The organism is Roseococcus pinisoli, from assembly GCF_018413645.1.
Taxonomy (GTDB): domain Bacteria; phylum Pseudomonadota; class Alphaproteobacteria; order Acetobacterales; family Acetobacteraceae; genus Roseococcus; species Roseococcus pinisoli.
This window is the reverse complement of the sequence record NZ_JAHCDA010000004.1, coordinates 429,332-442,104: the sequence shown is the minus strand read 5'-3', so window position 1 is coordinate 442,104 and position 12,773 is coordinate 429,332. Positions and strand designations below refer to the sequence as shown.

The 12,773-nt window shown below is 70.3% G+C and carries 10 protein-coding genes; 1 reads left to right on the top strand and 9 read right to left on the bottom strand.

All coding sequences use genetic code 11. The annotated features are described in order from the left end of the window. Nucleotides 1–50 precede the first annotated feature (50 nt). From tagH to KHU32_RS20375, 9 genes are all read right to left on the bottom strand, one after another. The gene (gene tagH, locus KHU32_RS20415) at nucleotides 51–1,883 is read right to left on the bottom strand and encodes a type VI secretion system-associated FHA domain protein TagH (protein ID WP_213672004.1); all 1,833 of its coding nucleotides are present in this window, start codon (nucleotides 1,881–1,883) and stop codon (nucleotides 51–53) included. 159 nt (nucleotides 1,884–2,042) lie between these two features. Beyond that, entirely contained in the window at nucleotides 2,043–2,330 is a 288-nt protein-coding gene (locus tag KHU32_RS20410; protein WP_213672003.1) for a PAAR domain-containing protein, read from the bottom strand. Then, the gene (locus tag KHU32_RS20405; RefSeq protein WP_213672002.1) at nucleotides 2,330–2,920 is read right to left on the bottom strand and encodes a DUF6931 family protein; all 591 of its coding nucleotides are present in this window, start codon (nucleotides 2,918–2,920) and stop codon (nucleotides 2,330–2,332) included. Before KHU32_RS20405 ends, KHU32_RS20410 begins: the two co-directional genes overlap by 1 nt. Before the next feature lies 1 nt (nucleotide 2,921). After that, a complete protein-coding gene (locus tag KHU32_RS20400; protein ID WP_314073846.1) occupies nucleotides 2,922–4,829 on the bottom strand; it encodes a type VI secretion system Vgr family protein in 1,908 nt (635 codons plus the stop codon). Between the two features lie 85 nt (nucleotides 4,830–4,914). After that, nucleotides 4,915–7,806 (bottom strand): caspase family protein, encoded by a 2,892-nt coding sequence (locus KHU32_RS20395; protein ID WP_213672000.1) that lies wholly within the window; start codon nucleotides 7,804–7,806, stop codon nucleotides 4,915–4,917. Between the two features lie 7 nt (nucleotides 7,807–7,813). Then, nucleotides 7,814–8,803 (bottom strand): YMGG-like glycine zipper-containing protein, encoded by a 990-nt coding sequence (locus KHU32_RS20390; protein ID WP_249681438.1) that lies wholly within the window; start codon nucleotides 8,801–8,803, stop codon nucleotides 7,814–7,816. 120 nt (nucleotides 8,804–8,923) lie between these two features. Continuing rightward, the gene (locus KHU32_RS20385) at nucleotides 8,924–9,184 is read right to left on the bottom strand and encodes a DUF3297 family protein (RefSeq protein ID WP_213672094.1); all 261 of its coding nucleotides are present in this window, start codon (nucleotides 9,182–9,184) and stop codon (nucleotides 8,924–8,926) included. Nucleotides 9,185–9,372: 188 nt separating this feature from the next. Further along, nucleotides 9,373–10,797, bottom strand: coding sequence for a type I glutamate--ammonia ligase (glnA, locus tag KHU32_RS20380; protein ID WP_213671999.1), 1,425 nt, complete (start codon nucleotides 10,795–10,797; stop codon nucleotides 9,373–9,375). A gap of 131 nt (nucleotides 10,798–10,928) precedes the next feature. Then, nucleotides 10,929–11,267, bottom strand: coding sequence for a P-II family nitrogen regulator (locus KHU32_RS20375; RefSeq protein WP_213671998.1), 339 nt, complete (start codon nucleotides 11,265–11,267; stop codon nucleotides 10,929–10,931). A gap of 288 nt (nucleotides 11,268–11,555) precedes the next feature. Between KHU32_RS20375 and KHU32_RS20370 the strand changes: the two genes are divergently transcribed. Further along, the gene (locus tag KHU32_RS20370) at nucleotides 11,556–12,743 is read left to right on the top strand and encodes an aminotransferase (RefSeq protein ID WP_213671997.1); all 1,188 of its coding nucleotides are present in this window, start codon (nucleotides 11,556–11,558) and stop codon (nucleotides 12,741–12,743) included. The last annotated feature ends 30 nt before the right edge of the window (nucleotides 12,744–12,773 follow it).

The window sequence follows — 12,773 nt, the reverse complement described above, 5'->3', positions numbered from 1 at the left end:
TCGAAAATGCTGGCCCTGAAAGTGCTGGCCCCGATGGGTTCAGATGCTGGTCAAGAACCGCCGCGCGCGGCCTCTTCATAGGCGCGGGCGAAGGCCTTGCCGAAGGCGCTGTCGAAGTCATCCTCGAACTGGTCGGTGACCTGATGGTGCAGGCGCTTATAGGCTTCCCAGAGCTTCTTCTCGCGCCCGCCCGGCAGCAGGCCGCCGCTGGTGATCTCGCCCTCCAGCGGGGCGGGGGAGAGGCGCGTGAGCAGGGCCTTGGCCGCCGCTTGCGTGGCCGCGAGGGTGGCGAGCTGATGCGCCGTCAGGTCCTGCACGGTCTCGCGGATGGCGCCCGCCGCGTGGCGCGGGGCCGTCAGCAGCGCCTGGACCGCCGCATCGTCATCGGCGGCGAACTTCACCGGGTTGTTGCCGGCGGCGCGGAGCATGGTCTGCTCGATGCGGAACTCGCGCTTCACGTCGGCCCGGGCGATGAGCAGGGCGCGCATGCCGGCGACGGCCGCCCGCAGGACGAGGCCGGCGGTGCTGAGCGCGGCGGCCGGGTCGAGGTTCGGCGGCGGCGGCGGCAGGCCGGCCGCCTGGAACAGCAGCGCGGCGGCCGCGTGCAGGTCGCCGCCCGGCGCAGCGGCCACGGCCGGCGAAGGCGCGTTGACCGCGACCGTGACCGTGGAGGCCGGCGGCGGCGCCTCGAGGAAGGGATCCGCGGGGATCGCCGCCGGCGCCGGGGGCGGTTCGGCGAAGGCGACGGGCTCCGGCGCGCGGGACGCGGGCAGGTGAGGTTCCGCGAAGGGATCGGGCTGCGGCAGGGGAGGCGGTACCTGCTCGGCAAAGCCATGGTCAGGGAATGGCGAAGCGGGCGGTGCCGCGAAGGGATCCGGCGCCGCTGTGGGATGCAGAGGCGCGGCCTGCGGCGCGAGGTCGGCGAAAGGATCGCCGAGGGAGGAGGAGGCCGGTGGCGCCGCGAAGGGATCGGGCTGCGCCACGACGGGGTGAGGCGGCAGGCCCTGCGGCGAGAGATCGGCGAAGGGGTCGCCCAGGGGCGGCGAGGCCAGAGGGGGCAAGGCGGGGTTTATCGCAAAGGGATCAGGCTGTGGCGCGGCAGGAAGCGGCGCGGCCTGGGGCGCCAGATCGGCGAAGGGGTCGCCCAGCGAAGTCGGGGCCACCGGCGGCGGCGAGAAAGGTGCTGCGGGCCGAGCGGCGGCGCCCGGCGGGGCGTCGGCGAAGGGATCCGGCAGGCTCGCGAAAGGATCCGCCGAGGGCGCGGAGGGGCGCGGCGCGGTGGGCGCGTTCCAGTCGTTCGGCAGCAGGTCCGGCATGGTGGCGCGCGGCGGCGTGAAGACGTCGTTCGTGCTCGGCCGGTGGTCGGGCATCACGGGGCCGTGATCGTCGGCCGCGAAGGGGTCGAAGTCGGAGGGAAGAAGCGGCGAATGGCCGGAGGGGTTGCTGTCGCCCGGAGAGAGCCCCGGCAGGGGGGCTGAGAAGATGTCCGAGACCGGGGCCGGCGCAGGCGCCATGGGGTCCGGCACGGCAGCCGCCGACTGCCAGCGGCCTTCGCCATAGCCGGCCTCCTCCTCCACATGGCACTCGATCTCATAGGCGCCGAGGCGAAGCCGGTCCCCGTCGCGCAGCACGCGCACCTGGTCACGCCCCACGGGCTCGGCGCCGCTGTTCAGAAAGGTGCCGTTGGTCGAGAGGTCGCGGACCTGCCAGGCGCCCGACAGATATTCGACGGCGCAATGGCGCTTGGAGAGCACCCGCTCGGGATCGCGCAGCGGCCAGTCGCATTCTGCGCCGCGCCCCATGACGTATTCGCCGCCCGGCACGCGCCGCTGCTCGGGCACGGCCTGATCGGGACAGCGGATGACGGAAAGGACCAGCACCATGCGACGTTCTTCACCTTTCCCCGGCGCCCTGGGGCGCATGTCGGGCATTTTTACATCGGCTTGCGCCGTCACAGTAGGCTTTCCGCGAGACAATCGCGTCAAGCAAAGCTGTATGACGAAAGTGCCGATGGGCTCGTCATGCGCGGGAAGCCCGGGGGGCTACCCGATGAGGACCGTCGGCGCGCCCACCACCAGCGAGCCGCCATGCGCCGTCATGTCGCCGATCCGGGCGGCGGGCATGCCGCCGACGAGCACGGTGAAGCTGCCCATCGCGATCGTGTCGGGCGGGCCGACGCAGGTGCACATGTCGCCGACGCGGGCCTGCGGCATCATCGAGGTCAGGACCGTGAAGCAGCCGAGCACCACCGGCCCGCCAACATGCGGAACCGGGCCGGTGAACATCGGGCAGACATGCAGGTCGCCGATGCGCGAGGCGGGCATGCCCATCAGACGTTCTCCGGCTCGAGGCGGCCGGCGCCTCCATCGGCGATGTCGCGCGCCGATTGCAGGAAGCGCAGGAAGCGGTCCTCCGCCTTTTCCGGCTTGATGCGCGTGGCCGCCAGAATGATGGCCCCGGCGACGGCGACGCCGGTCAGGTGATCGGCCGGAGGCACGACGGGCTGGCCTTCGGGCGCCATGCTGCCGCCCGACCAGAAGGCGGCGACGGCCGCCCAGGCCTCGGGGCTGCGGAAGCCGCCCTTCTGCGCGACCTCCATCGTCGCCCGGCGCGCGGCCTCGTCCGGCCGGCGCACCCAGGATTCGGCGGCGGCCAGGGCCTCGGCGTCGCAGGCGGGCGTCTCCTCGACGGGGACGGCGCGGGCGCACATGCAGGCCCACCACACGGCCTCGCGCTTGGGCAGGGCATGGGCGACGAGGCGCAGCGCATCCGGCATGCGGCCGGCCTCGGCCAGGCGCGCGACGCCGGCCGCGGCATCGGTCAGGCCGGCGACAAGGGAAATGCCGGCGCCGTCGAGCTCCAGGCGGGGCAGGAGGGGCTCGAGGGCCGTCGCGAGCTTGTTGGGAGAGGTGATGCTCATGTCAGTTGATCATCACCAGGCCGCCCTTGAGCGTCAGCATCGCGTCGGCCTTGTGCGTGGCCATGAGGCCCTGGGTGTTGAGCGCCAGCGACGCCTTCACGTCGATCTGCAGGGATTCGATGCTGATGCTCATGGGCGTCATGTGGATCTTGCTCTGCCCGCAGGTGAGCGTGATCGACTGCATCGCCTCGTACTTGATGGTGCCCATCGAGGCCTTCTCGGTGATGTTCCCCATTTTCACCAGACGGTCGAGGTTGCCCATGTCGATGGTCAGCTTGTCGTTGCCCTGGGTGACCGTGGCCGTGCGGTCGAGCTTCGTCGTCTCCGTATGCTTGCCGTCGACGGTCTCGGTGCGGTGGCGCTTGATCGTCTCGGTTCGGTCGTTCTTGATGAGAAGGGTCATGTCCTTCTCGGCCTGGATGTTGATCTCCTCGGAGCCCTTCTTGTCCTCGAAGCGCAGCTCGTTGAAGTTCGCGGCGCCGCCCCCCTTGCTGGAGCGCGTCTTGAAGCCGGACTGGGTCTTGTTCGCAGGCAGGGAATAGATCGGCTTCTGCTCGGCGTTGTAGACGCTGCCGATCGCGATGGGCCGGTCCGGGTCGCCATTCTCGAAGGCGACGAGCACCTCGTCGCCCACGCGCGGCAGCGTCCAGGAGCCGCCCCACTTGCCCGCGAAGCTCTGCGCCACCCGCACCCAGCAGGAGGAGGTGTCGTCGCGCTTGCCGGCGCGGTCCCACAGGAAATGGACCTTGATGCGGCCGTACTCGTCGCAGTGAATCTCCTCGCCGCTGGGGCCGGTGACCACGGCGCTGTGCACGCCGAGCATGGGCGGGCGCGGCCGCGGGTCGGCCGGGCGCCAGGGGCGGTCGGCCGGCATGAGGACGAGGTTGTTGCTGTAGCCGGAGGCGCCGCCGCCCGAGAGATGCGTCTCATCGAAGGCCTCGTGCCGCGTGGCGGCGACGAGCCAGGTGACCGCCGCCGTCTCGTCGATGCCCGGACGCACCTTGAGGCGGCCGCCGGCAAAGATGGTGGGATCGTTGCCCGTGGCGCTGATGCGGTCGGCGACCGTCTCGTAGACCTCCATGCCGAGCTTCGCGAGGTCGCCCTCGGGCCGCACCGTCTGGCCGCTCGGCCAGTGGTAGATCTCGTATTTGGAGGCGTTGGGCGAGCTGAGGATCGTGCCCGTCTGCTTCTGCAGCAGGCTCGCGGGCTTCAGCCCATCGAAATCCTCGGCCACGACCTTGCCGGGCTGCAGGCTCGAGACCGGCTTCCAGTCGGTCAGCGTGCCGACTTCGCCCGCATCCGAGCGCACGACCTGCGGATCGCCGCCGATCAGCGGGTAGTCGCCATTGGCGCCACAGACGACGAGCGTGTGCTCACTGGCCTTGTGCTCGAAGTAGTAGCCGCAGCCGGTCTCGTCGAGCATCCGCTGCACGAAGTCGAGGTCGGTCTCGTTGAACTGGACGCAGTAGGTGCGCGCCGCCGTTGGCACCGATCCGCCCCAGCGGACGGGCGCCACGCTGCTGTCGCTCAGCACGGTGGAGACGATGGTCTTCACCGACTTGTCCTGGAAGATCCGGCAATCCGCCGTCCGCGACAGGTGCCAGAGGTTCGGCACCACCTCGATGCGGTAGGAGGCGAGGCCGCGGCCCATGGCGCCGATGCGCGAGAAGGCCCGGACGACGCCGTGGAAGTGCCGCGGCTCCACGTGGCGGACCTTGATGGTGCAGGTCACCGCCTTGCCGATCAGCGAGGAGGGCTGGAGGTTCAGGTCCTGGCTGAGCACTTCCGCCGTCAGCGAGAAGGGGTGGCCGATCGCCTCCTGCACGGACAAGCGACGCAGCATCAGCTTGTCGGCGCCGAGCGGAGAAGTGATCTCCAGCATCCGCTCCGTCTGCGCCAGGTCGAACACGTCGCTCAAAACAGGTTTTCCCCACGAGTCGTCAAAGCGAGCATAGGTCGCCCGACATGGGTCCAGGCCGGAAGAATTGTCATGTCTATCGCGCGATGGCCCCCATCGAGAAGGAGCGCAATTCACGCTGCGCCGTCCTGAAGACGGCATCCTGTCGATGGTGCTTCTCGGCCGCAAGCACCGGAACGCGGCGCGTGACCCATTCTCCCAGTGCCAGGGCCGAAACATGGCCCTCGCTGTCAGTCGCGGCGCGGCCGTTCATGGCCTCGCGGATGGCGAAGGCGAAGACGCCGTTGCGGTCGTCGTAGCTGTCCAGCGCTTCCTGGACGCTGGTGCTGGCCGCGAGCAGGAAGCGGCCCGTCTCATTGCCCAGCGCGGCGAGGCTGTCGATCGTCACCTGGCCGGCGTGGCAGGTATCTATGAAAAGGAAACCATCCCGGGCGCGGATGCGCGCGAGCGCCGCGACCAGCGTGCCCTCGTCGAGCGAGGTGCTGCGCAGCGCGTCCCAATTGGCGGTGCTGGTGGTGTCGTGCGGCAGGAAGAGGAAGCGCCGGTCGGGCTCGCTGCGCACGCCATGGCCGGCGAGGTAGAGCACGAAGGTATCCTCCGGCCGGGCGACCTGCGCGGCCGAGGCCAGTGCGGCGAGGATATTGGCCCGCGTCGCCTCGCGGTCGGTCAGGACCGTCGAGATCACTTCGCGGAACACGCCCTGCGCGCGGCTGCGCAGCGCCTCGACCACGCTGCGCGCATCGGCGACGGCGAAGCGCAGGTTGAGATCGGCGAGCTGGTACTGGTCCACGCCGATCGCGACCAGGATCAGGCGCCCGGCGCCCGGCGGGGGCGCCGCTTCGCCGGGGCGGCGCAGCTCGAGCGTCGGCCCCTCGGCGAAGAGCGTGCGGTCATCGGCATAGAGCCGTGCGGCCACGCGGTTCGGCCCGGGATCCAGCGGCACCTCGATCGCGTTCTGGCCGGGCTGTGCGGGGCTGCGCACGGCGATACGGTCGTTCACCATGATGTCCAGCGGGCCGAGGCCGAGGCCGCGATCGGTGGTGCTGAAGGTGAGGCGCAGCGCGCTGGCGCCCGCCGGCAGCTCGGCGGCGCCCCAGCCCACGGGCGTGCAGCTCTCGCCGATCACGGCGCAGGCCTCGCCGGCGGCCAGCGTCGGCAGGCGTCCGATGCGCGAACGCACCTCGCCGAGCTCGTTCATGCGGGCCTGGGCGGGGCCGTTGTCGCCGAGCAGGCGGGCGTGGACCGCGCCCGGCGAGTAGAGGGCGCGATAGGCCTGCTGGAAGCTCGCCCATTCCGGCGTCTGCGCGCGGCCGTTGTTGAGATGGACGCCTACGAGTTCCTGCCCGCCCTGGGGGGCGTGGTCGAACAGCCCCTCGGGCGTCCAGGCGACCCAGCGGCGGGCATCGGCATGCACGAAGAGGGCGCCGCGTTCGCGGAGATGATCGCTGGCCTCGAACCAGCGGATGGTGCCGTCGCCCAGCGCGGCCACGGCCATGCCTTCCGTCGCGGCCACGGCCCAGACCGTGCCGGGCATGGACAGCTGGTCGATCAGCCGGCCGGAGCGGTCGAAGAGGCGCAGATGCGTGTCCGTGCCCAGGAGGAAGGCTTCCTCGCGCGGCATGATGGCGAGGCTGCGGCTGTACTCGCCCTCGCCGAGGCGGAGCGGCTGGCCGTTGAGGCGCGGCCGGTCGCGATTCTGCCAGTCCGAGACGACGAGGCGCTGGGACTGCTGGACGGCGGGCTGCAGGTCCCGGCCCTCATCCGCCGCCAGCTGGCTCGTCTGCCCGTCGAAGACCAGGCTGGGCGTTCCGGTCCGCAGCATGAAGCGGACGCGCTGGCCGTCGGCGCTGATGGCGAAGGATCCGGCCGTGTTGCGGAAGTCGCCGCCCGGCGGCATGGGCGCCTGGACCAGCGACCCGTCGGGTGCGAGGCGGCCCCAGCCGGGATCGGCCGCCGCGAAGGCCAGGCCGCCCTGCGGAAGCGGCAGGAGGTGCGAGATGGCGTCGCGCGCGGCGGGTGTGTCGCGCGCCGGGCCAAGCCCGAAATCCGACCAGCGGCGGATCAGGAAATTGGTCTCGCCCGGCACGGCGGCGGTGCGCCGCGCATAGCCGGCGGCGTAGAGCTGCACGCCGCCGCGCGCATCATGCGCCCAGGTCACCGCCGGGAGGCCTTCGCCCAGCAGGCCGGTCGTGTCCGGGACCAGCACCGTCCGCAGGTCGTGCGCCTGGAGGACTTCGACGCGCAGCCGATCCTCGAAGCCGATGGCGAGCAGCGCGCCGTCCGGCGACCAGGCCAGGCCGTAGGGGCGGCCGCCCTGCACGGGCTGGCGCTCGGCGACGCGGCGGCCATTGGCGTCGTAGACCCGGACCCGCCCGTCGGCGGAGGTGGCGGCGAGGCGGCCGTTGACGTCGAAGGCGACCATGCGGGCGGGGCCGGTCCAGCCGGCATTGTCCTCGGCCAGCTGTCGCCCGTTGCGCGCGTCCCAGATCCGGATGCCCGAGCGGCCGCCGAGCGCGGCGGCGACGCGCGAGCCGTCCGGCGAGACGGCGAGGTGGAAGATCGGCGCGGGCTGGTTTGGCAGCCGCGCGAGGAGCCGCCCGGTCGAGGTCTCGAAGAGATAGACGGAGAAGGAGCGGTCCCAGTTGCGGCCGGTGAAGCCGGCGGCGAAGGCCCGGCTGCCATCCGGCGTCAGCGCGACGGCGTAGAGCTCGCCCTCCTCGCCGTCGCCGATGGGGGGGCGCAGCACGCCGATCGGCGTGCCGTCCGGCAGCGCCCAGAGGCGCAGCGTCTTGTCGTCGGAGACCGAGGCGAGGATGCGTCCGCCCGCATCGGTCGAGAGCCGGGTGATGGGGGCAGTGTGTGCCGCCGCCTCCACCCGGAGGATGGGAGCCTGCGGCGGCTCCTGCGCGCGTGCGACCGGGGCGAGGGCAAGCCCCGCGGCGATGGCGAGCGCGAGGAACCGGCGCAAGCGGGCCTCAGCCGGCGAGTTCGAAGCCGCCGCCGGCCGCTGCCAGCCGCTCGGCATTGCCGATGCTCTCGCTGAAGTTGTCGCGGCGCGAGATATTGGTCGCCGCCAGCGAGCGGACGTCCGAGCCGCCCTCGGGCGACGCCGCCTGCTGCCGGCCGCGCGCGGCGGGGAAGGCATCGGCCGGCGCATAGCCGCGCACGCCCGAGGCGGTCTCGACCTGGACGAAGCCGGCCGGGCCGGGGCGGGTCGTCACGACCTCGCGGGCATTGATCTGCGCGACGTCGGCGCTGCCCGCATCGGGGCGGTACTTCACGACGACCGCGCGGCGGGGCGCGACGCGGACGGGCTGCGGGCGGCGATAGCTCGCCACGACGCTGGCCTTGCCGCCCGGGATGGCGTTGTCGAAAGCGCTGTCGAACTGGGCGCCGCGGCCGGTGATGTTCTGGTTGATGCGCTGGGCCACCTGGATGTCGCCTTGGAAGCGGGCGCGGATCTCGGCGAGCTGGGCCTGGCCGACGTCGCGGGCCAGACGGCCGTCCTTCACCGCGTCGCGCACGGTCTGGGCCGTGCGGAGACGGCAGTCGGACAGCTGGTCGAAGGCGACCTGCGTGCGGTCGAGCTGGGCGTTCTCGCGCGAGAGATCGCTGCTCATCTGGGCGAAGATGCCGGCCTGGTCGCGGGCCTGGCGCTGCAGCGCGGCGTAGTAGCCGACGGCCGCGCCGGTCGCGCCGCCGACGGCCGCGCCGATCAGCGCACCCTGCCAGCTGCGGGAGGCGAGGCCGCCCACCACCGCGCCACCGAGGGCGCCGACGGCGGCCCCCTGCAGGATGTCCTCGCCATAATAGTCGCCGGTGCTGTCGAGGGCGACGAGGTACTGGCGGCAGACATCCCGGCCGTCATCCGAGCCGATGCGGCCGGCCTGGGTTGTCACGCAACCTGCCAGCATCATCGTGGCTGTCAGCAGGGCGGTTGCGCGGAGGAGCGGGCGGCTGGCCATCAATTACATCCCTAAATCCAGAGAAATGCATGCTAATGCGCGCATCTGGAAACGACTAGACACAATCCGCGGCACAATAGTGCGTGGAATGGGCCCGGGCGGGGAGGATTCGATCGGCGCTCAGCCCTCGGCGTCGGGGCGGGGCAGGTCCCGGAAGTAGGGGACGACCTTGCCCTGGACCTTCATGGTCAAAGGCAGGCCGTTGCGACCGACGGCCTTGCCGACGACAAGGCGGACCCAGCCCTCGCTGACGCAATACTCGTCGACATTGGTCTTCTCGACGCCCTTGAAGATGATGCCCACGCCGCGCTCGAGCGCGGCGGCATCGTGGAAGGGGCTCTTCGGATCGCTCGCGAGGCGGTCGGGAGGCACGGAGGGGATGGCATCATCGGACATGGCGCCGTCCTAGCGCAGATCGCGGGCGCTTGGGAATTCGTCCCGGACATGGATCCGCCACGGCGACCGGGAGGCCACGGAGCCGTCCCGCCGGCAGCCCAAAGAAAAACCCGCCGCCAGAGCCTGGCGACGGGTTCCAGAAGGGCCGGGCGCGGGCGCCCGGCGTGTCGGCCTCAGACCGAGTAGTACATCTCGAACTCGACCGGGTGCGGGGTGTGCTCGAAGCGGTACACCTCGTCCCACTTCAGGGTGATGTAGCTCTCGATCTGATCCTTCGAGAACACGTCGCCCGCCAGCAGGTAGTCGTGATCGGCCTCGAGCGCGCCCAGCGCCTCGCGGAGCGAACCGCACACCGTCGGGATGTCCTTCAGCTCCTCGGGCGGCAGGTCGTAGAGGTCCTTGTCCATCGCGTCGCCGGGATGGATCTTGTTCTTGATGCCGTCGAGGCCGGCCATCAGCATCGCCGAGAAGGCGAGGTAGGGGTTGGCGCCCGGATCGGGGAACCGCACCTCGACGCGCTTCGCCTTGGGGCTCGTCGCGTAGGGGATGCGGCAGGAGGCCGAGCGGTTGCGGGCCGAATAGGCCAGCAGCACGGGCGCCTCGAAGCCGGGGATCAGCCGCTTGTAGCTGTTGGTCAGCGGGTTGGTGAAGGCGTTCAGCGACTTGGCGTGCTTGATGATGCCGCCGATGTAGTAGAGCGCCGTCTCCGAGAGGTCCGCATAGCCGTTGCCGGCGAAGACGGGCTTGCCGTCCTTCCAGATCGACTGGTGCACGTGCATGCCCGAGCCGTTGTCGCCGTAGATCGGCTTCGGCATGAAGGTCGCGGACTTGCCGTAGCTATGGGCCACGTTGTGGATCACATACTTGTAGATCTGCATATGGTCCGCATGCGTGACCAGCGTGCCGAACTTGGTGCCGAGCTCGTGCTGCGACTGCGCCACCTCGTGGTGGTGCTTCTCGCCCTCGACGCCCATCTCGATCATGGTCGAGAGCATCTCGGCGCGCAGGTCGACTTCGCTGTCCACCGGGTTCACGGGGAAGTAGCCGCCCTTGAGGCCCGGGCGGTGGCCCATGTTGCCCTCGGGGAAGTCCTTCATCGAGGCGCCGGGGCCCTCGATGCTCTCCAGCGAGAAGTGGCCGAAGTTGCCGCCCGTGCCGAACTTCACGTTGTCGAAAATGAAGAACTCGGCCTCGGCGCCGAAGAAGGCGGTGTCGCCCAGGCCCGTGCTCTTCAGGTACTGCTCGGCCTTCTTCGCCGTCGAGCGCGGGTCGCGGTTGTAGCGCTGACCGGTCGAGGGCTCGTAGATGTCGCAGATCAGGATCAACTGCGGCTTGGCCGAGAAGGGATCCATGCAGGCCGAGGTCGCGTCCGGCATCAGGATCATGTCGGACTCGTTGATGGCCTTCCAACCACCGATCGAGGAGCCGTCGAACATCAGGCCTTCCTCGAAGGTCTCTTCCTCGACCGTCGAGACGTGCTGCGCCGTGTGGTGCCACTTGCCGCGCGGATCCGTGAACCGGAAGTCCACGTACTCAACGCTGTTCTCCTTGATCATTTCCATGACCTTGGAGACGGCCTCGGGAGAATTCATCGCCATGTCTCTGTCCTGCTCACTGCGTCCCTAGATGTGTTCCGCGCGGAATGGCCGCGCGGCCGCCGGATCGCCGACCAGGGACGCCCCCAGTGCCGGCGCTCGACGAAGCTCGTGGGGGCGTCGCGCCCCTTTGCTTAGACCGCGTCCTCGCCGCGTTCGCCGGTGCGGATGCGGATGACCTCCGAGATGTCGGAGACGAAGATCTTGCCGTCGCCGATGCGCCCGGTGCGGGCAGCAGCCTGGATGGCCTCCACGGCGCGCTCCAGCATGTCGTCGGCGCAGACGACCTCGATCTTCACCTTGGGCAGGAAGTCCACGACGTACTCCGCGCCTCGGTACAGCTCCGTGTGCCCCTTCTGGCGGCCGAATCCCTTGGCCTCGAGCACGGTCAGGCCCTGGAGCCCGATCTCGTGCAGCGCGTCCTTCACCTCGTCGAGCTTGAAGGGCTTGATGATGGCCTCGATCTTCTTCATCGCATCCGTCATGAATTGCGCGGGCGGAAGCCTGGCCCGCGGCGTTTCCCCGATGGCCCAGTCGCCGGTTTGCCGACGCCCGTCCAGCCGCCTCTGTTTTGCACGCGGCCTGCCGTCGGCGCAATCGGCATGGAAACCGGATAGACGGCCTCCCCAGCCCGGAAACGCCCGGAAATGAGGCGGGGTGCCTGCGTTATGGGCATGTCTCGGCCCCGACCATTGCGCTGCCGGGGGAGGGCCCTCATGCTACACCTCATTCCGCCAGCCCAGACCCAAGGTATGTCGCCGATGAAGCCGATGAATGACCTGCTTTCCGCCACCGGGACGACGATCTTTACCGTCATGTCCGCGCTCGCGGTGCAGCATGGCGCGATCAACCTCGGCCAGGGCTTCCCCGACTATGACGGCCCGCCCGACGTGCTGAAGGCCGCGGCCGATGCGCTGATGGACGGCCGCAACCAGTACCCGCCCCTGACCGGCGTGCCGGAGCTGCGCCAGGCCGTGGCCGCCGCCAACAAGCGCTTCTACAGCATCGAGGTGGACCCCAACGCCGAGGTCATCGTCACCTCGGGCGCGACGGAGGCGATCACCGCCAGCCTGATGGCCGTGCTCAACCCCGGCGACGAATGCGTGCTGATCGAGCCGCTCTATGACACCTACCTGCCGGTGGTGAAGCTGCTGGGCGCCGTGCCGAAGCTGGTCCGCCTGAACCCGCCGAAGTGGGAGCTGCCGCGCGACGAGCTGGCCGCGGCCTTCTCGTCCAGGACCAAGGCGATCCTCTTCAACACGCCGATGAACCCGACCGGCAAGGTCTTCACCACGGCCGAGCTCGCCTTCATCGCCGACCTGGTGCAGCGCCACGACTGCTACGCCGTCTGCGACGAGGTCTATGAGCACCTGACCTATGACGGCTGGCGCCACATCCCGCTGATGACCCTGCCGGGCATGCGCGAGCGCTGCATGCGCATCGGCAGCGCGGGCAAGACCTTCAACCTGACGGGCTGGAAGGTCGGCTACGTCACCTGCGACCGCTCGCTGGCGCCCAATGTCGCCAAGGCGCACCAGAACCTCACCTTCACGACGGCGCCGAACCTGCAGCGCGGCGTGGCGGTCGGGCTCGCCAAGGACGATGCCTATTTCGCGGGCCTGTCCGACCAGCTCGCGGAGCGGCGCGACCTGCTGGCCGAGGGGCTGACGGCGCTCGGCTTCCAGGTCCTGCCGGCCATGGGCAGTTATTTCGTGACGGCGGATATCCGCTCGATCGGCTTCACCGGGGACGACGTGGCCTTTTGCCGCACGCTCACCGAGGAGGCCAAGGTGACGGCGATTCCCGTGACGGCCTTCTATGCCGGGGAGAATCCGCCGAACCATTACGCCCGTTTCGCCTTCTGCAAGAACGAGAGCGTGCTGCGCGAGGCGCTGGCCCGGATCGGCGCCTGGATGGAGCGGCGCACCGCGCAGCGCGCCGCGGGCTGACCCTCCCGGAAAGGATATCGCGTCGCCCGG